General features: G+C 70.9%; 21 protein-coding genes, 1 pseudogene and 1 riboswitch. Of the genes and pseudogenes, 12 read left to right on the plus strand and 10 right to left on the minus strand.

The genetic code is table 11. The annotated features are described in order from the left end of the window. The first annotated feature begins 6 nt into the window (after positions 1–6). Complete coding sequence (locus tag ACZ4S3_RS00190) at positions 7–1,056, plus strand: NAD-dependent epimerase/dehydratase family protein (protein WP_467923940.1); 1,050 nt, start codon at positions 7–9, stop codon at positions 1,054–1,056. Between the two features lie 140 nt (positions 1,057–1,196). After that, positions 1,197–2,036, plus strand: a complete 840-nt coding sequence (locus ACZ4S3_RS00195) for a TIGR02452 family protein (protein WP_467925167.1) — start codon at positions 1,197–1,199, stop codon at positions 2,034–2,036. Between the two features lie 113 nt (positions 2,037–2,149). Here ACZ4S3_RS00195 and ACZ4S3_RS00200 read toward each other — a convergent pair whose 3' ends face one another. Continuing rightward, positions 2,150–3,784 carry an alpha/beta hydrolase gene (locus ACZ4S3_RS00200; RefSeq protein ID WP_467923942.1) on the minus strand — a complete coding sequence of 545 codons (1,635 nt, stop codon included), beginning with the start codon at positions 3,782–3,784 and terminating at the stop codon, positions 2,150–2,152. A gap of 293 nt (positions 3,785–4,077) precedes the next feature. Between ACZ4S3_RS00200 and ACZ4S3_RS00205 the strand changes: the two are divergent. The 5 genes and pseudogenes from ACZ4S3_RS00205 to ACZ4S3_RS00225 all read left to right on the plus strand — a co-directional run. Further along, positions 4,078–4,491 (plus strand): annotated as a pseudogene (locus ACZ4S3_RS00205) (ADP-ribosylglycohydrolase family protein); the annotation flags it as partial. 497 nt (positions 4,492–4,988) lie between these two features. After that, positions 4,989–5,372 (plus strand): hypothetical protein, encoded by a 384-nt coding sequence (locus ACZ4S3_RS00210; RefSeq protein ID WP_467923944.1) that lies wholly within the window; start codon positions 4,989–4,991, stop codon positions 5,370–5,372. Positions 5,373–5,381: 9 nt separating this feature from the next. Further along, on the plus strand, positions 5,382–6,224 hold the full coding sequence (locus ACZ4S3_RS00215; RefSeq protein WP_467923946.1) for a hypothetical protein: 843 nt from the start codon (positions 5,382–5,384) through the stop codon (positions 6,222–6,224). Positions 6,225–6,294: 70 nt separating this feature from the next. Beyond that, on the plus strand, positions 6,295–6,675 hold the full coding sequence (locus ACZ4S3_RS00220) for a roadblock/LC7 domain-containing protein (protein WP_467923948.1): 381 nt from the start codon (positions 6,295–6,297) through the stop codon (positions 6,673–6,675). Positions 6,676–6,741: 66 nt separating this feature from the next. Continuing rightward, complete coding sequence (locus ACZ4S3_RS00225; RefSeq protein WP_467923950.1) at positions 6,742–7,116, plus strand: roadblock/LC7 domain-containing protein; 375 nt, start codon at positions 6,742–6,744, stop codon at positions 7,114–7,116. On the opposite strand, the gene ACZ4S3_RS00230 is transcribed toward ACZ4S3_RS00225, so the two are convergent. The 6 genes from ACZ4S3_RS00230 to ACZ4S3_RS00255 are packed head-to-tail and all read right to left on the minus strand — an operon-like array spanning position 7,093 to position 11,727. Continuing rightward, a complete protein-coding gene (locus ACZ4S3_RS00230) occupies positions 7,093–7,923 on the minus strand; it encodes an urease accessory protein UreD (protein WP_467923951.1) in 831 nt (276 codons plus the stop codon). The two genes, ACZ4S3_RS00225 and ACZ4S3_RS00230, sit on opposite strands and share 24 nt — an antisense overlap. Beyond that, positions 7,920–8,618 carry an urease accessory protein UreG gene (ureG, locus tag ACZ4S3_RS00235; protein ID WP_467923953.1) on the minus strand — a complete coding sequence of 233 codons (699 nt, stop codon included), beginning with the start codon at positions 8,616–8,618 and terminating at the stop codon, positions 7,920–7,922. Before ureG ends, ACZ4S3_RS00230 begins: the two co-directional genes overlap by 4 nt. A gap of 33 nt (positions 8,619–8,651) precedes the next feature. After that, entirely contained in the window at positions 8,652–9,326 is a 675-nt protein-coding gene (locus tag ACZ4S3_RS00240) for an urease accessory protein UreF (protein WP_467923955.1), read from the minus strand. Positions 9,327–9,381: 55 nt separating this feature from the next. After that, entirely contained in the window at positions 9,382–11,103 is a 1,722-nt protein-coding gene (locus ACZ4S3_RS00245; RefSeq protein ID WP_467923957.1) for an urease subunit alpha, read from the minus strand. Beyond that, positions 11,096–11,407: an urease subunit beta gene (locus ACZ4S3_RS00250; RefSeq protein WP_467923959.1), complete on the minus strand. Its 312-nt coding sequence runs from the start codon at positions 11,405–11,407 to the stop codon at positions 11,096–11,098. The genes ACZ4S3_RS00245 and ACZ4S3_RS00250 overlap by 8 nt, the downstream gene beginning before the upstream one ends. Positions 11,408–11,424: 17 nt before the next feature. Continuing rightward, a complete protein-coding gene (locus ACZ4S3_RS00255; RefSeq protein ID WP_467923961.1) occupies positions 11,425–11,727 on the minus strand; it encodes an urease subunit gamma in 303 nt (100 codons plus the stop codon). Positions 11,728–12,250: 523 nt separating this feature from the next. Between ACZ4S3_RS00255 and ACZ4S3_RS00260 the strand changes: the two genes are divergently transcribed. After that, a complete protein-coding gene (locus tag ACZ4S3_RS00260) occupies positions 12,251–13,195 on the plus strand; it encodes a M28 family metallopeptidase (protein WP_467923963.1) in 945 nt (314 codons plus the stop codon). 90 nt (positions 13,196–13,285) lie between these two features. Here the strand turns inward: ACZ4S3_RS00260 and ACZ4S3_RS00265 are convergent, their stop codons facing one another. Continuing rightward, positions 13,286–13,600 carry a type II toxin-antitoxin system Phd/YefM family antitoxin gene (locus tag ACZ4S3_RS00265; protein ID WP_467923965.1) on the minus strand — a complete coding sequence of 105 codons (315 nt, stop codon included), beginning with the start codon at positions 13,598–13,600 and terminating at the stop codon, positions 13,286–13,288. Positions 13,601–13,658: 58 nt separating this feature from the next. Here ACZ4S3_RS00265 and ACZ4S3_RS00270 point away from each other — a divergent pair, with 58 nt between their 5' ends. The 3 genes from ACZ4S3_RS00270 (at position 13,659) to ACZ4S3_RS00280 (ending at position 15,568) form a co-directional block, all read left to right on the plus strand. Beyond that, a complete protein-coding gene (locus ACZ4S3_RS00270) occupies positions 13,659–14,294 on the plus strand; it encodes an ATP-dependent Clp protease proteolytic subunit (RefSeq protein WP_467923967.1) in 636 nt (211 codons plus the stop codon). Between the two features lie 6 nt (positions 14,295–14,300). Then, positions 14,301–14,609, plus strand: a complete 309-nt coding sequence (locus ACZ4S3_RS00275; RefSeq protein WP_467923969.1) for a hypothetical protein — start codon at positions 14,301–14,303, stop codon at positions 14,607–14,609. Positions 14,610–14,902: 293 nt separating this feature from the next. Next, positions 14,903–15,091, plus strand: a riboswitch (cyclic di-AMP (ydaO/yuaA leader). A gap of 3 nt (positions 15,092–15,094) precedes the next feature. After that, complete coding sequence (locus tag ACZ4S3_RS00280; protein ID WP_467923971.1) at positions 15,095–15,568, plus strand: C40 family peptidase; 474 nt, start codon at positions 15,095–15,097, stop codon at positions 15,566–15,568. A gap of 128 nt (positions 15,569–15,696) precedes the next feature. On the opposite strand, the gene ACZ4S3_RS00285 is transcribed toward ACZ4S3_RS00280, so the two are convergent. Next, a complete protein-coding gene (locus ACZ4S3_RS00285; protein ID WP_467923973.1) occupies positions 15,697–16,359 on the minus strand; it encodes a LysE family translocator in 663 nt (220 codons plus the stop codon). Between the two features lie 123 nt (positions 16,360–16,482). Between ACZ4S3_RS00285 and ACZ4S3_RS00290 the strand changes: the two genes are divergently transcribed. Beyond that, positions 16,483–17,400: a LysR family transcriptional regulator gene (locus ACZ4S3_RS00290; protein ID WP_467923975.1), complete on the plus strand. Its 918-nt coding sequence runs from the start codon at positions 16,483–16,485 to the stop codon at positions 17,398–17,400. Positions 17,401–17,445: 45 nt separating this feature from the next. Here the strand turns inward: ACZ4S3_RS00290 and ACZ4S3_RS00295 are convergent, their stop codons facing one another. Further along, positions 17,446–17,874, minus strand: a complete 429-nt coding sequence (locus tag ACZ4S3_RS00295) for an ATP-binding protein (protein ID WP_467923977.1) — start codon at positions 17,872–17,874, stop codon at positions 17,446–17,448. Between the last annotated feature and the right edge of the window lie 7 nt (positions 17,875–17,881).

The raw sequence follows: 17,881 nt of genomic DNA on the forward strand, positions 1-17,881 counted from the left end.
CACGCCATGACGACAGGCAGCGCAGTGGTGATCGGGGCGAGCGGACAGATCGGGCGGGCGGCGGTGCGGGCGCTCGCGCGCGACGGGTGGGCGGTACGGGCGGTTTCCCTGCACGGCGGACGAGATGATTCCTGGCCCGGCGAGGTCCGTTCGGTGGCGGTGGACCGGGAGGACGACGCGGCGCTGGCCGGGCTGGTCGGCGACGGCTGTGATGTGCTGCTGGACTGCGTGGCCTACGGGGCGGGGCACGCCCGGCAGTTGGCGGGTCTGGCGGACCGGATCGGGTCGGCCGTGGTGATCTCCAGCGGGGCGGTGTACGAGGACGACCGCGGGCGCGGCTTCGCGACACAGGGCGAGCCGGACGGGTCTCCGGTCTACCCGGTGCCGATTCCGGAGACCCAGCGGACGGTGGCGCCGGGGGATGAGGATTACCAGACGCGCAAGGTGGCGCTGGAGCAGGCGCTGCTGGCGGAGGAGGCGCGGCTGCCGGTGACGCTGCTGCGGGCGGGGGCGATTCATGGTCCGTACAGTCCGCTGCCGCGGGAGCTGCACTTCGTCAAACGGGTGCTGGACGGCCGTCGGGTGCGGGTGCTGGCGTACGGCGGGGGCAGCCGCTTCCATCCGGTGCACGTGGAGAATCTCGCCGAGTTGGTGCGCCTGGCGGCTCGCCGGCCGGGGGCGCGGGTACTGAACGCGGGCGATCCGCAGGCGCCGACGGTGGCCGAGATCGCGGTGGCGGTGGACGCGGCGATGGGGGCGCCGGCGAGCGAGATCGTGCGGGTGGAGGGGGCACCGCCGTCGTCGGATGTCGGTGATACGCCGTGGTCGTTTCCGGAGCCGGTGGTGTACGACATGGCGACGGCCGAGCGGGAGCTGGGGTACCGGGCGGTGACGGGGTATGCCGAGTCGCTGCCCACGACGGTGGCCTGGCTGGTGGACCGGGTTCGTGGGCGGGACTGGCGGGAGGTGTTCCCGAGGATGGCGTCCTTCTACTCGGACGAGACGTTGTTCGGCTATGCGGCCGAGGACCGGTGGCTGGCCGGGCGGGAGGCGTAAGGCCGGGGCCGGGCGGGCTCGTCAGCCGGGGCCGGGTGGAACGCGTCAGTCGGGGCCGGACCGGCGGTTAATCCGTCGCGGGGTGCGGCGCCGGCGCGTACCTTGATCGTCATGATGCAGGGAATACGGGGGTGCCGACGATGAGCGCCCGGCTGCGTGGCATGGCGCAGGAGACGGAGCGGATCGTCACGGCAGGTGTGTATCGCGCACCCAGCGGGCGACTGGTGGACATCGGCGCGGCGGTCGAACGGGCGCGGGCGGGGACCCGGCTGTACGGGCCCGGCACGGTCGCCGTCGAGGGCTCGGGAGCGGGCGTACGGACGGTCTTCGAGGTGACGGGGGAAGGCAGTCTCACGGCGGGCCGACGGCTGGCCGAGGCCGGCGGCGGGCCGCTCGCGGTGCTGAATTTCGCCTCGGCGCGCAATCCCGGCGGCGGCTATCTCAATGGTGCGCAGGCCCAGGAGGAGGCGCTCTGCCGAGGGTCGGCGCTGTATACGTGTGTGCGCGAGGCGCCGGACTTCTACGCCGTGCACCGGGCCGAGCCGAGCTTGTTCTACAGCGACCGGGTGATCCTCTCCCCCGGTGTGCCAGTGTTCCGTGACGACCGGGGTGCGCTGCTCGAAGTGCCGTACGAGGCAGGGTTCTTGACGGCCGCGGCGCCTAACGCCGGGGTCATCGCGCGGCAGCGGCCGACCGAGACGGGCCTGGTGGCGGGGGCGCTGGCGGCCCGTGCGGAGCGGGTGCTGGAGGTCGCGGCGGTGGGCGGACACCGGCAGCTGGTGCTCGGTGCCTGGGGATGCGGGGTGTTCCGCAATGAACCGGCCCAGGTGGCCGGGGCGTTCGCGGCGCAGCTGCTGGGCGCCGGCCGGTTCGCCGGATGGTTCGACCAGGTGGTCTTCGCCGTACTGGACCGGCAGGCGGATTCCCCGGCCAGGGCGGCGTTCCGAGAGGTGTTCGCGCCGCAGGAGGCGGGCCGGTGAGCGGAGCGAGGGGCGGGCCGACGGTCCGCCGCGCGAGCTGATACCCAGATTGATACGCGAACGGGCGGCCGGGAACTTCCCCGGCCGCCCGCGGCGTTGACACTGACGTGATGTCAGGGAGCAACAGGCAGGTCGGAGGCACCCTTTGCGGTGGCCTTCGCCGTCTGCTTGCTCGGCTGCGGCGTGGCGTGCGGGGCGCACGTCACATCCTTGGCATCCGTCTTCCCGGTCAGGAAGTAGGTGTCGACCCGGTCGTTGATGCAGGGGTTGACCTGGCCGGTGACACCGTGCGATCCGGCGTCCCGCTCGGTGATCAGGCGGGAGCCCGCGAACCGCTTGTGCAGCTCGACCGCGCCGTCGTACGGCGTGGCCGCGTCACGGGTGCTCTGCACGATCAGGACGCTGGGCAGGCCCTTGCCGGTCTTGACGTTGACCGGGGTGTGCTGCTTGGCCGGCCAGGTGGCGCAGGGCAGGTTCATCCAGGCGTTGGACCAGGTCATGAACGGCGCCTGCTGGTGGATGCGGGTGTTGTCGCGGTCCCACTTCTTCCAGCTGGTGGGCCACTTGGCGTCGGTGCACTCGACGGCCGTGTAGACGGCGTTGCCGTTCTCCGCGGCGATGTTGCCCGCGGTGTCCTTGAGGTTCGGTCCCGCGTTCTCGACGAGAGGCTTCTCGTCACCGGAGAGATACGCGCTCCAGACCTGGGCGACCGTGGCCCACATGGAGTCGTAGTACGGCGCGTTCTGGAAGAAGCCGGTGAGCTCGGCGGGGCCGACGACGCCACCGATCGGGTTCTTCTTGGCCGTCGCGCGCAGCTTCTCCCACGCCGCCTGGACCTTCTCCGGGGTGTCGCCGATGTGGTAGGTCGCGTCGTTCTTGGCGACCCACTTCCTCCAGTCGCCCCAGCGCGTCTCGAAGGCCACGTCCTGGTCGAGGTTGGCCTGGTACCAGACCTTCTCGCGCGAGGGGTTGACGACACTGTCGACGAGCATCCGGCGGACATGGTCCGGGAAGAGCGTCGCATAGACGGCGCCCAGATAGGTGCCGTAGGAGACGCCCAGGTAGTTGAGCTTCTTCTCACCGAGCGCGGCGCGGACCACGTCCAGGTCGCGGGCGGTGTTGGGCGTGGTCATATACGGCAGGAGCCCGCCGCTGCGCTCGGCGCAGCCGTCGGCGTACTCCTTGGCGAGCTTGCGCTGGGCGAGCTTGTCGGCCTCGCTGTCGGGCACCGGGTCGGCCTTGGGGGCCTTGACGAACTCCTGCGGGTCCATGCAGGAGATCGCCGCGGAGTGGCCGACACCGCGCGGGTCGAAGCCCACGAAGTCATAGGCCTTGGCGGTCTTGGCCCACAGCGGGTTCTTGGTGGTGATGCGGGTCGGGAACTTCATGCCCGAGCCGCCGGGGCCGCCGGGGTTGTAGATGAGGGAGCCCTGCCGCTCCTCCTTGCCGCCGGTACTGACGGCCCGGTCGACGGCGATCTTGATGGTGCGTCCGTTGGGCTTGGCGTAGTCGACCGGAACGGTGACATAGCCGCACTGGATGCCCTTGAGCCCCCAGTCCGCGGGGCAGTCCTTCCAGTCGATGCCTTTCTTGGCCGCGCGCGCGGCGGCGGTCTGGACTCCGCGCGCTTCGGCCGATCCGGTCTTGTGGTGCTCGCCCGCGCTGGCGGGCGTGGCGGCTATCGCGCCTGCTATGAGCGTGCCGGTCACCAAGGTGCCGGCAGCGCCGAGCGCTGCTGTTCGTCTCACGTGGTGGATCCCCCTGCATGGTGCGCCGCTTGTGGCGACGATGATCACAGAGCTAGCTACAGAGGGATCCTGTCGTCTCCTGTCCCCTCCTGAACAGGTTTGACCGCCATTTCTTTACCAATCCGTAGGATTACTGCGGTTGTCGACAGACGGCCGATGGGGCTCGCGTGCCACTGGACACCCGCACCGTCCGGCAGCGGCAGCGGCAGCGGCAGCGGCAGCGGCAGGAGCAGGAGCAGGAGCAGGAGCAGGAGCAGGAGCAGCTGTCGGAGTATCGCCGGTAGCCTGCGCGAGTGAAGCGTATGGAGCGGGTTGTCGGCGCTGTCGTGGGCTCAGCGGTGGGTGACGCGTTGGGAGCCCCTTTCGGGTTCGGCCCCCCGGGCGTGTTCTCCGCCCGGTTCCCCGGTCCGGGGAGCGGTGGGGAGATGTGCGGAGGTGGTGGCTGGGAGCCGGGCGAGGCCACGGACGATACGCAGATGGCCGTTCTGGTCGCGGAGTCACTGCTTCAGCGGGGCGGACTGGACTTGCCGGACATCTTCGCCCGCTTCCAGCAGTGGGCGGCAGCTGAACCCAAGGACATCGGCTTGCAGACCGAAGACGTCTTGACCAACGGCATGCCGTGGGACCAGGCCTCCGCGGTCCATTTCCAAGCCAACCAGCGAGCGGCCGGCAATGGCTCGTTGATGAGGGCGTCGACTTCCGCGGTCTCCTTGGAATAACGCGGTCCGCGGTGGCCGGCCGGCGCCGCCCGGCCGATCGGGACGGCGGCGGGCGCGAGGTCGGCCGGTTCGCAAGGAACCCTGGTCACGCCGCCACCACTTGCCGGCCTGAGGCGCAACGGCCCGGACCTCCTCGACGGCCACCGCGGCGCCTGCCGCACCCCTGCTTCGCGCAGGGCTGCGCGACGACTTCGAAGGCTGCTCCGTCGCTTCCGGTGTTCGACGAACGCCGGCCATGTTTCTGCCGTACGCCGCATCCGGAGCTTGCGTAACACACGCCACAGTGGCGACCACTCCACCGGATGACAACGGGCCGCCGAGGGTCGATAACACGTCAATTGCCACGCACATGCCCATCAGGCATGTGCCGCACCCACCGGCTTCAGTAACCTTCCGTGCAGGCTCTCCCACACGCTGCCACGAGGGAGAGCTTTGGCGTTTTCGTCTCGAGCGGCCCCGTCCGACTCTCCAGGAGGAGATCAGAAGTGCCCGGTATCGATCAGGTGTTGGCCCAAGCGATGGGGATCCCCGGCGTCCTGGGGGCCGGGCTGGTCGACTGGACCAGCGGGCTGACACTCGGTACGGCCGGGCAGGCGCCCCGCTCCGATCACGAAGCGGCCGCCGCGGACACCGCCGAGGTGGTCCAGGCCGTGATGCGCAACGCCACCTTCGACACGACGGATGCGGGCGGCCCCGGCCTGGAGGACCTCATCATCACGGCAGCGGGCAGTTACCACCTCATCCGCTTCGTCCACACGGCCTTCGACAGCCAGACCTATCTATACCTCTGGCTGGACCGCAGGCAGGCCAATCTGGCCATCGCCCGGTTACGGCTGCGCGATCTGGCCGCGGAGCTGGTCGCGGCCTGACCCGCCGCCATGACCTTGCCCATATCGCCCCGCCCGGCCGCGCCCGTCGGACTGCTCGACCGGCTCGCCGCGGAACGCGTCACCGGCGCCCTGCACGGCCCGAACGGCTGTGTCTATCTTCGCGACGGTGCCATCTACTGCATCGAGGGCAGTACGGCGCCTGGGCTGGACACCCGGCTCAGCGCGGCCGGGCGACTGCCCTCGGGGGGCTGGCAGCGGGCGCGGGAATCGGCGGGGCCGGAGCGCCGCGGCGGTCAGTTCCTGGTCAGCGAAGGGTGGCTGACGCAGGGCGAGTTGGAGATCTGCCATCTCGGCGCGCTCCTCGACGCCGCGTTCTTCGCACTGCCCCTGCCGCCGGAGAGCACCTCGTTCACGCCGGGCAGCACACACTGGCTGGGCGTCGTACGGCGGATCAGCGCCGCCGCCCTCCAGCAGGCGACGGCCCATCGCCGGGCCCTGCTCGACCGGCTGCACCCCTGGGCGGCGGTCGACGCCTCGCCCGTCGTCCCCGTCACCCCGCCCGGCTCGGGCCGCCGCTCCCCCACCACCGGCAGACAGCGCCGGCTGCTCGACCGGGCCGACGGCCGGCACACCCCGTACGAACTCGCCCGCGCCCTGGGCCAGTCCGCCTTTGTGACACTGCTCGACATCCGCCGCCTCGCCGCGGCCGGACTCGTCCGGGTGCCCACCGCGCCGGCGGCGCTGCCCCGGCGGCGGCCCGGCGCCTGTAACCCCGTAACAGAAGGGCCCTCGCCGACCTGGCAACTACCGGTACCGGACATTCTCGAGACCGCCGATCCGGATATTGCCCTCCTTGTCCGACTCCGTACGGCGCTGGAGGAAAACCTGTGAACCCATGCGAAGCACGGCCATGAGGCACGTACTCGGAATGCGCGCCGCAAGAAAGAGAATCAGGAGACTTATGACAATCGAACCCGACGTGCGGGATGAATTACTCGCCTTACGTGATCAGGTGCGGCATCTCCAGGGCGGAATGGTGGCCAGCGCGGACGGCATGGTCATCGCCCATGATCTGCGGGACATCGAACCGGACGGCCTCGCCGCGCTCACCGCCGCGGCCATCGGAGTCGCCAAACGGCTCACGGAGGCAACCGGGCAAGGCGCGTTCGAAGAATCCCTCACCCGTGGCACCGACGGTTATATCGCGGCCTATTCGGCCGGCGGCCGCGCCGTTCTCACTGCCGTGGCGGGTCCGGACACCAATGTGGGCCGGCTGCACTGGCAGGCCCGGCGAACGGCCGCGCGTATCGGCGCCCTGATGGACCACTCGGCCCGCCCCTGACCCCGACCACCCGGCCACCCACCCCTACCCAACAACCAGAGAAACACGGAAAGGTCTGTCATACCCATGGCTCAAATGGAAGCCGCCCTCACCGACGCGATGTCAACCATCGAGGGCGCCATCGGTGTCGCCCTGGTCGACTACACCAGCGGAATGGCGCTCGCCACGCTCGGCGACAACAATGCACTGGACCTCAATATCGCCGCGGCCGGCAATACCGACGTCGTACGAGCCAAGCTGCGCACCATGGAAATGCTGGAACTCCAGGGCGCCATTGAGGACATGCTCATCACGCTGACCGCGCAATACCACCTGATCCGTCCGGTGGCCGGAAAGAACGGCTCCGGGCTCTTTCTCTACCTGGTGCTGGACCGCAAGCGCGCCAATCTTGCGCTGGCGCGCCATCGCCTCGCCCGGCTAGAGGCCGAACTGGAGGTGTGACCGGGCAGCCTCGTCCAGGATGCGCCGCAGCCGCAGCGCGTCCGGGGCGACGGCCGTGGCCAGGGCGGCGGGGCCGGCAAGCGGTGCCAGCACGCCCTGCCCGGTGCCGTCGGCCGCCTCCCCCAGGAGCCGTACGCCGACCGGTTCCGCCTCCCACTCCGGGTCCACCGCGAGAAGTTGGCCGACGGCGCGGTGCCCGTCGAGGACGGCCGCGGTGTCCCAGCCGGGGACGCCGGGCCCGTAGGCCGTCTCCTGGTCCAGGAGGGTGCGGCCCGCGCGGCGGATCGTGAGCCGGCTGCGCAGCGTTCCGGTCTGCTCGCCGCTGCGGCCCAGGACTTGTTCCTCGCGCAGGACGAGGCGTGCGGTGGGGGCCAGTTCGACGGTCGTGGTCATCCGCAGATCGCTGCCCGCGGCGGAGATCAGCGGCTCCGGGAGCCAGTCCAGCCGCGCGCCGTCGGCCACCCTCAGCCGCACATCGTAGGTGGCGCCTTCCGGGCTGCGGCCGGGCAGCGCGACGGTGGCCGCGGCGGCCGTGATGCGCAGCGCCGCGCCCTCCTCGGCCACGGCCTCGATGCACAGCCGGTCGCCGCCCAGCGGGGCGCTCATGGCGCCGACGACGCAGACCCGGGCCCGGTGGTCGTGCGAGCGGACACGGCGCAGCGCGAGCGGGCCGTCGCCGTCGAGGACCGGGAGGCGGGTATGACCGTCCGTGCCGGCGCGGGCGACGATACGGGCGGTGGCCCGCAGACCGGCCGCCGAGGCAGCGGCGGCCGGCGGCCGGGCGGGTGCGGGGACGGCGAGGGTCATGCGGCGCCCGCGGTCCAGTGCGCCAGCTGGTGGCGGATCCAGTCGGACACCGGGCGGACGCCGTTCGCCGTCTTCAGGGCGGTGAAGGTGACGGGGAGTTCGCCGCGCTGCGCCTTGGCGTCGCGGGCCATGCCCTCCAGGTCGACGCCGACGTAGGGCGCGAGGTCGGTCTTGTTGATGACGAGGAGGTCGGAGTTGGTGACGCCGGGGCCGCCCTTGCGGGGGATGTCGTCGCCGCCCGCGACGTCGATGACGAAGATCTGGGCGTCGACCAGCCCCTTGGAGAAGGTCGCCGTGAGGTTGTCGCCGCCGGATTCGACCAGGACGAGGTCCAGCGGGCCGACCTGCTCCTCCAGGTCCTCGACGGCCTCGAGGTTGGCGGAGATGTCGTCGCGGATGGCGGTGTGCGGGCAGGCGCCGGTCTCCACGGCCGCGATCCGCTCGGCGGGCAGTACGGCCTCGCGGAGCAGGAATTCGGCGTCCTCGCGGGTGTAGATGTCGTTGGTGACGACGGCGATGGACAGCTCGTCGCGCAGCGCACGGCAGAGCGCGGCGACGGTGGCGGTCTTGCCGGTGCCGACCGGGCCGCCGAGGCCGATGCGCAGGGCGCGTCGCTTGCCGTCAGGGCGTACCGGGTCGGCGGCGCTGTAGGTGTGGCGCTGGGGGAAGACATCGTCGCTGTGGTCAAGATGCATGCGGGCTCCAGGTGGTGCGGCGTGGTGCGGGGGTCAGGACGCGAAGAGGCGGACCGGCCAGGCGGCGTGCTGTTCGGCGGTGATGTCGAGCAGCGGCGCGGACGCGGCGGGCAGTGCGTCGACTCCTTCGGTGGTGACGCGGGCCGCGGCCTCGGCGCCCTGTTCCGCGACCCGGTCGACTTCGGGGGCGAGGCGGGCGAGGACGGCGGTGGCGTCGAAGGGGTCCAGGCTCAGCAGGCGAACGGCCGCGGTGGCTGGGCCGCTGATGTTCTCGTACGCGACGACGTAGGCGGCATCGAGCGGGGCGAGGCCGGCGGACCGGGCGGCGAGGCCGAGGACGACGGGCTGGTGGGCGCCGCGCGGGCGGGCCGCGGCGAGCGCGTCGAGTTCGGGGCCGGGCCAGGTGGCGCGGGCGGCCCGCATCATCTGCCGGCCGAGCCGCCGGGCGACCTGGCGCAGCGCCGGTACGGGCGTACGGGCATCGGCCGCGTCGTCCAGGAGGAGCGGGTCGCCGCCGGCCGCGGCCGCGGCGGCGAGCCCCGCGGCGACCAGGCCCGCGGTGTGCAGGCGGCCCCGGCAGAAGCTCTCCAGGGTGGCGGCGTCCTTGATGCGTCCCGCGGTGACGGCCGGTTCGGCGCCGCCCGAGTGGGCGTGCCCTCCGGCGGGGAACCGGCCGTCGGCGAGGACGAGCAGCGCTGCACGGCTCATCGGTGGTGCTCCGGGATGCTCATCGGTGGTGCTCCGGGATGCTCATCAGGGCCGCTCAGAAGAGGAAGTACCGCTGGGCCATGGGGAGTTCGGCTGCGGGGTGGGGTTCGACCACCTCGCCGTCGATGGTGACCGTGAAGGTGTCGGGGTCGACGTGGACACGGGGCAGCGCGTCGTTGTTGCGCATATCCGCCTTGGTGACACCGCGGGTGCTGCGGATGGCCTCGTACGACTTGGCCAGCGGGAGGCGCTCGGGGAGGTCGTCCTCGAGGGCCTGCTGGGAGACGAAGTTGACGGAGTTGCTGCCCGGGGCCTTGCCGGTGGCTCCGAACATCGGGCGGGGCAGGATCGGCTGCGGAGTGGGGATGGACGCGTTGGCGTCGCCCATCTGCGCGTACGCGATCTGGCCGCCCTTGATGACCAGCTGCGGCTTGACGCCGAAGAACGCCGGGTTCCACAGGACGAGGTCGGCGAGCTTGCCCTCTTCGACCGAGCCGACGACGTGGTCGATGCCCTGGGCGATGGCCGCGTTGATGGTGTATTTCGCGACGTAGCGGCGGGCGCGCGTGTTGTCCGCGCTGCCGTCGCCGGCCAGGGTGCCGCGGCGCCGCTTCATGACGTGCGCGGTCTGCCAGGTACGCATCACGACCTCGCCGATGCGGCCCATGGCCTGGGCATCGGAGGACATGATCGAGATGGCGCCGAGGTCGTGCAGGATGTCTTCGGCCGCGATGGTGGAGGGCCGGATCCGGGACTCGGCGAAGGCGAGGTCCTCGGGGACGGCGGGGTTGAGGTGGTGGCAGACCATCAGCATGTCGAGGTGTTCCTCGATGGTGTTGACGGTGTGCGGCCGGGTGGGGTTGGTGGACGCGGGCAGCACGTTCGGTTCGGAGACCATCGCGATCATGTCGGGGGCGTGGCCGCCGCCGGCACCTTCGACATGGAATGCGTGGATCGAACGGCCGGCGATGGCGGCGAGGGTGTCGCCGAGGAATCCGGCCTCGTTGAGCGTGTCGGTGTGGATCGCGAGCTGGGCGCCGCTCTCCTCGCAGACCCTCAGGCAGGCGTCCAGGACGGCGGGGGTGGCGCCCCAGTCCTCGTGGATCTTGAAGCCGAGGATGCCGGCCCGCAGCTGGTCGCGCATCGACGCGAGGGACGTGGTGTTGCCCTTGCCGAGCAGACCGACGTTCACCGGCAGGGAGTCCATCGACTCGAACATCCGGGCAACGTGCCAGGCGCCGGGGGTGATGGTGGTGGCCTTGCTGCCCTCGGCCGGTCCGGTGCCGCCGCCGACGAGCGTGGTGACGCCCGAGGCCAGCGCCTCGTCCACCTGCTGGGGGCAGATGAAGTGGACGTGGGTGTCGATGGCGCCGGCGGTGAGGATCTTGCCGTTGCCCGCGATGACCTCGGTCTCGGGGCCGATGACCAGGTCGGGGTGGACGCCGTCCATGGTGTCGGGGTTACCGGCCTTGCCGAGGGCGGTGATCTTGCCGTCACGTATGCCGACGTCGGCCTTGACTATGCCCCAGTGGTCGAGCACGACGGCGCCGGTGATCACCGTGTCCGGGGTGCCCTCGGCGCGGGTGGCGCGGGACTGGCCCATGGACTCGCGGATCACCTTGCCGCCGCCGAAGACGGCCTCGTCACCGGCCCGGCCGGGCCCGCCCGAGCGGTCCTCGGTGATCTCGATGACCAGGTCGGTGTCGGCGAGCCGGATCCGGTCGCCGGCGGTCGGGCCGAAGAGATCGGCGTACGCCTGGCGGGTCAGCTCAGCCATCGAGAGTGCCTCCGGTCTCGCCCCGTAGGCCCGCGACGATCCGCTTGCCCCCGATGGGGACGAGCTCGACCTCGGTGGGGATGCCGGGCTCGAAGCGCACGGCGGAGCCGGCCGCGACATTCAGCCGCATGCCGTGCGCGGCCACGCGGTCGAAGTCGAGGCCGGGGTTGGCCTCGGCGAAGTGGTAGTGGGAGCCGACCTGCACGGGGCGGTCGGCGGCGTTGAGGACGGTCATGCGCGTGAGGGGGAGGCCTTCGTTGAGGCGCACCGGCTCGTCGGCGTAGAGGATCTGTCCCGGGATCATCTTCTGCTCTCCCGTGGTCAGTTGATGGGTTCGTGAACGGTGACGAGCTTGGTGCCGTCGGGGAAGGTGGCCTCGACCTGCACGTCGTGGATCATTTCGGGGACGCCTTCCATGACGTCGTCCCGGCTGAGCACCTTGCGCCCCGAGGACATGAGCTCGGCGACCGTACGGCCGTCCCGGGCTCCCTCGAGGATGTGGACGGTGAGCAGCGCAATGGATTCCGGGTGGTTGAGCTTCAGCCCCCTGGACCGTCGCCTTTCGGCCACGTCTGCCGCCACATGAATCATCAAGCGTTCTTGTTCATGCGGGGTCAGTTGCATACCTTCCACCTCACAGTCTTCCCGCCTGGGCGCATTCGTCCAGGTCACAGACGTGGACACGCCCATGTGGGTAGGTGTACCACGCAGCAATTAAAGAGGGAGCAAACCGACTTCCAGCACTTGATCATCAATAGCCCCACAGCCAGAGGCTAGTTCGGCGTGATTTCGGCGGCGTTACAAGCGCGGTCGCGTAGGTGACCCGTCTCAAGCTCGACGTAACACGGCGTTTCGCCATCCGTTACGGCGCCGCAACCGGATTCCCGGCAGCTCACACGCACCGCACTTCCCAGACAGTGGGCGGCGACGGTGGCTCAATTCGCCTCCCGAAGGCGCCGCCGGACCACCGAAACGGCGAGCCACGCGGCGCGCCAATGGCCACCAACTCCCCCAAACCAGACGCACCCCGCTCCGCGGACACCGCTGTCCGGTATCCGCTCTTGACGGTTCGCGGAGTGATCGCGATCCTCATGTGCGCGTCAATACGCTCCGCACCAACCCCCCACACCAGTATCGGAGCCATACCGTGACTCGTTCTGTACGAATACGCCGGGCCGCGCTGGCCACGGGCGCCGTCACCGCCCTCGCCGCCACCCTCTTCACCGCGGCCGGCGCCCACGCCGATCCCGCGCCGACCGCCGCCCCGGACATCGACGTCAAGGCCGTCAAGGCCGACCTGGACCAGCTCCAGTCGATCGCGGACGCCAACGGCGGCAACCGCGCGCACGGCAAGCCCGGCTACAAGGCGTCCGTCGACTTCGTCAAGGGCAAGCTGGACCAGGCCGGATTCACCACCCAGGTCCAGGAGTTCGACAACAACGGCGCCAAGGGCTACAACCTCGTCGCCGACTGGCCCGGCGGCGACGAAGGCAAGACCGTGATGGCCGGCGCCCACCTGGACTCGGTCGACGCGGGCCCCGGCATCAACGACAACGGCTCCGGCTCGGCCGGCATCCTCGAGGTCGCGCTCGCCGTCGCCAAGTCGAACCTCAAGCCCGCCAAGCACCTGCGGTTCGCCTGGTTCGGCGACGAAGAGGACGGCATGGTCGGCTCGCAGGCGTACGTCGACAAGCTCGGCGCCGACAAGTCGAAGATCGACTCGTATCTCAACTTCGACATGATCGGCTCGCCGAACCCGGGCTACTTCGTCTATGACGACGACCCGCGCCTGGAGAAGGTCTTCAAGGACTGGTTCGCGGCCAAGAACATCGCCACCGAAAAGGAGACCGAGGGCGACGGCCGCTCCGACCACGCCTCCTTCAAGGACGCGGGCATCCCGGTCGGCGGCCTCTTCTCGGGAGCCGACTACATCAAGACCGAGGCACAGGCGAAGAACTGGGGCGGCGAGGCGGGCAAGGCGTTCGACGCCTGCTACCACCAGTCCTGCGACACGTCGAAGAACCTCGACGACAAGGCGCTGGACACCAACACCGACGCCATCGCCAACGCGCTGTGGGAGCTCAGCTCCTGACGCTCACGCCGCACTGAACGGCCGGCTGTCCCGAACCGCCTGGCCTTCCTGAACGGCCGGCTGTCCCGAACGGCCGGCCGGCCCGAACGGTCAGCTCTCGCGACCCGGCCGCCGATCCCCGGCGGCCGGGTCGCGGTGTTCTGCCGCGATACCGAACCGGCGCCGTTCGCCCGGAGCGGACGGCAAGTGCCGCACGGAAGAGACCGTGCTGATCACCTGCTCCTCCTGAGCATCCTCCTCGCGCCGCCCCAGCTCTTCGAGAAGCTGCAGGTCAGCGGCGGACACCAGCGCCACCAGGGGCTTTCCGTGGCGCGTGACGACCACCCGTTCGCTGCCGTAGACGACGCGGTTGATCAGATCCGCCAGCTCGGCACGGGCTTGCGTCACCGGAATTTCGTAGGCCATGCTTCCATTCTAACGGGATGTACGTCCTGTACATTTTTTACGGAGAAGAGGAACGGTCATGCTGCGACCGACGGCCCGCTACGTCCTGCCGGAGTTCACCGAGCGCACCACCGACGGGACGCGCACCCTGGACCCGTACTCCAAGCTGCTGAGCGAGCGCATCATCTTCCTGGGCACCGCGATCGACGACACCTCCGCCAACGACGTGATGGCCCAGCTCATCTACCTCGAACACGCCTCCCCGGACCAGGACATCTCGCTCTACATCAACTCCCCCGGCGGCTCCTTCACCGCGATGACCGCCGTCTACGACACGATGCGCTTCGTGACCTGCGACGTCCAGACGGTGTGCCTGGGGCAGGCCGCCTCCGCGGCCGCGGTGCTGCTCGCGGCCGGCACCCCGGGCAAGCGGCTGGCCCTGCCCAGCGCCCGGATCCTGATCCACCAGCCGTCCCTGCACGAGCCGATCCAGGGCCAGGCCACCGATCTGCAGATCCAGGCGACGGAACTGCTGCGCACCCGCGACAAGCTGGAGGAGATGCTGACCCGCCACACCGGGCAGCCGCGCGAGGTGATCGCCGCGGACATCGAGCGCGACAAGATCTTCGACGCCCGCGGCGCCCGGGAGTACGGCCTGATCGACGACCTCACCCGCGGCCGCAAGCAGTCGTCCGCACCGTCCGGCGCACGGTGACCGAGAGTGCCGCCCCCGGAGCTGCCGCCGCTGCCCGCGCTGACGCGGGCCGAAGGTGACGTGATCGACCGGTATCTGGAGGTTCTGGACCTGCTGGGCCGGATCAATCCGGCGCGCACGAACGGCACTTACGGCGGCCTGCGCGCGGCCCAGGCCCTGGTCGGCAAGGCGGCCGAACTGCGCGACGCGCTGGCCCTGATGCACAGCCGCGGCGAGAGCGAACTGCACTCCGCGACGCTGAGCCGGGCGCTGCGGGTCCTGGACGGCGAGCGGCGGGCCCGGCTCGTCACGCTGCCGCCGCCCGCCGGCCCGTGACACGACACGCCCCCCGCCCGACACGCCCGTACGGCGTACCCCGCACGCTTGTTATAGAGGGGCGACAAGTTGCAGAACGCGCCCACACGACATGCGGCACTTGACGCTTCGCCGCTGGTCCCGGCCTCACCCGCCCTCGCACCACCCTCGCCAAACCGGGCATAAGTCACCATTCGGAGCAAATGTGACTAATGTCACGCACTCCATTTCTTACCGGATTTCGAGCGGTGGCGGCGTGAAGATCCCTCCACGACAAGACCCCGCCACCGCGACGGGGCGGTCCGGACGGACGCCTAATCCTGCCGCCGTCCCGGATGTCAGGTCGACGCGGTTGGATCGGCAGGAGCGGAGGACCCGAGCAAGACGGGGCCCCGGCCATCACGGCCGACGGGCTCCTTGGGGTGAAGCCGTACGCACGGCCGGGCATCTTCGCCTGCCCGAACCCGACAGGTCTCCCTTCGTAGGCGGCTGACGAAGGGTTGCGCATGAGCATGCGCAGGCATCTGCCGAATCTGCTGGCGCGCGCCGGCACCGTTTCCGCCCTCACCATGGTCACCATCGGGGGCACCACTGTGGCCCCCGGGGCGACCCAGGACGCCGAAGCGGCCGTGGTCTCCGCGAAGGCGCTGCGGATCGCGGCCTCCAAGCGGGGCTCGCCCTATCAGTGGGGAGCCCAGGGCCCGTACCGCTTCGACTGTTCGGGGCTGACGCGCTACTCGTTCAAGCACGCGGGCAAGGTGCTGCCCCGCACCGCCGCCGCGCAGTACAACGACATCAGCCATGTCTCCCGCGCCGCGCGCAGAACCGGTGACCTGGTCTTCTTCCATGGAGGCCGCGGCGTCTACCACGTCGGCATCTACGCGGGCCACGGCCGGATCTGGCATGCACCCAAGGCGGGAGCGGTGGTGCGCCTGGAGCGGATCTGGAGCTCCGCCGTATGGTACGGGCGGGTGGGCTGAGCACGGTCTGACCTGCGGCGATCCATGATTCTCGATCAATTGTCAGTGGGCCTGGGTACGTTGGCCGGTCACGCCGGGCAACGCCCGCGGCCTCCGCCCGATGCCGACCGCGGGTTCGTGCCAAGGGCTCAGGCGAGCACCAGCTCGGCGAGCAGGATGCCGCCGAGGGCGGTCAGCAGCGCCCCGGTGGTGGCCTCCAGGGCGCGGGCCACCCGCGGGCGGCGCAGCCAGTTGCCGAGGCGGTCGACGAGCAGCGCGACGGCGGGGAACCACACCGCCGCCATGCCGACCACGATGGTCGCCAGCAGCAAGGTGCGGGGCAGTGCGGGCTGCCCCGCCGGGACGAACTGCGGAAGCAGGCTGAGGAAGAGAACGGGGGCCTTGGGGTTGAGCGCGTTGGTGAGGAAGCCCTGGCGCAGGGATTGCGCGGTGCCGAGGCGGGCGGCCGGATCCGGGCCGGGCGTCTCGCCCGGCCGGTCGGCCGACGGCTGTGGGGCGGCGGCCGGGCGGCGGGCGACCGCGATCAGCGCACGCGCGCCGAGATACAACAGATAGGCACCGCCCAGGAGTTGGACGGTCTCGAACAGCGCCGGCACGGCGACCAGCACTGCCGCCAGCCCGGCCACCGCGAGCGCCGTGTGCACCAGCAGCCCGCCCGCGACCCCGACGGCGGCCGCCACCCCCGCCCGGCGCGAGTCGAGGGCATTGCGCACCACGACCGCGAAATCCGCGCCCGGCATGGCGACCATGCCCGCGGCGAGTCCGGTGAAGGCGATCAGCTGTCCGTCCATGAGAGCAGCATCGCCGGTCAGAGCCTTTAATAGGTACTGGCAATCTTCTTGGTCTGCCTAAAGAGATCCTTAAGGCTCGGGCGGAAGCCGGGACCGGGACGGAGTGGGCTACGGGAGGCTCTGATGTACGACCCCACGCGGCTCGCCGCCCTGGTGGCGGTGGCGGAGGCCGGCTCGATCACCCGGGCGGCCGGGCGGCTCGGCTACACCGCGCCCGCGCTCTCCCAGCAGCTCGCCAAGCTGGAGCGGGAGGCGGGGGCGGCGCTGCTGGTCCGCCACCACCGGGGCGCCCGGCTGACGGCGGCCGGTGAGCTGCTGCTCGTACGGGCGCGGCGGGTGCTGGACGAGCTGGATCTGGCGCGGCACGAGCTGTCCCAGCTGACGGGGCTGTCGGGCGGCCGGCTGCGGGTGGGCACGTTCGAGACGGCCGGTACGCATTTGCTGCCGCCCGCGCTCAGCGCGTTCCGGCGGGCGCACCCGGATGTGGAGCTGAGCGTGACGGAGTTCGTCCCGCCGCAGGAGATGGCGGCGGTGGCGCTCGGCGAGGTGGATCTGGCGCTGACGCATGAGTATGTGCCGGGCGAGGCGGTGCCGGTGCCGGACGGTGTGCGGCTGGAGCCGCTGCTGACCGAGGAGCTGGTGCTGGTCACCGCCCCCGGTCATGCGCTGTCCGCGGGCACCGGGCGGCTGGCACTGCCCGAGCTGGCCGGGCAGCCGCTGGTCAGCATGGCGCCGGCCAATCCCAACCGGCGCGACGTCGAGGCGGCGCTGGCGGCCGCCGGGGCGAGTGTGGCGGTGCGCTGCGAGTCACCGGGCTATGCGGTGGTGTGCGCCCTGGTGAGCGCCGGTCTCGGGGTGGCGGTGGTCCCGGAGATGATGGCGACCGGTGCGGTGACCCCGCTGGGGATCCGCCATCTGGCCCCTCCCGAGCTGTCCCGCACGGTCTCGGTGGCGTACCGCTCCGGCGGCGGCACCCCCGCCGCGGACACCCTGCGGGCCCTCCTGCACGGCGCGTTCACCCGGAAGTCCGCGGCGCCGTGACCAGGGCCTGTCCGACCCTGATGCACCGGACAGGCCCTAGGGCGCTCAGCGCACGCCGGCCGTCCACGGCATCGCGATACTGACCGTCTTGCCGCCGCAGGGGCTGGGGATGACCGTGAGCCGCCCGCCGGATTCCGCAGCGAGCGAGCGGATGATCACCATGCCCCTGCCGTTGTCCTGCTGGACCGCGGCGGGCAGCCGCCGGGGCCGGCGCGGATGGCTGTCGGTGACGCCGATCCGCAGCAGCTCGTCGCGGTCGAGGCGGAGCGCGACGGTGAAGGTCGGGGACTGGCCGAAGGTGTGCTGGACGGCGTTGGTGGCGAGCTCGGAGACGATCAGGCGGATGGCGTCGGCGGTGTCCGTATCGGCGGGCAGGCCCCATTCGGCGAGGACGTTGAGTGCATGCCGTCGGGCGAGGGAGACCGAGGCCGGGGCGCTCGGCAGAGTGAGTGTGGATTCCTGATGGTCTGCCATCGCGACG

The organism is Streptomyces sp. NPDC028368, from assembly GCF_055565615.1.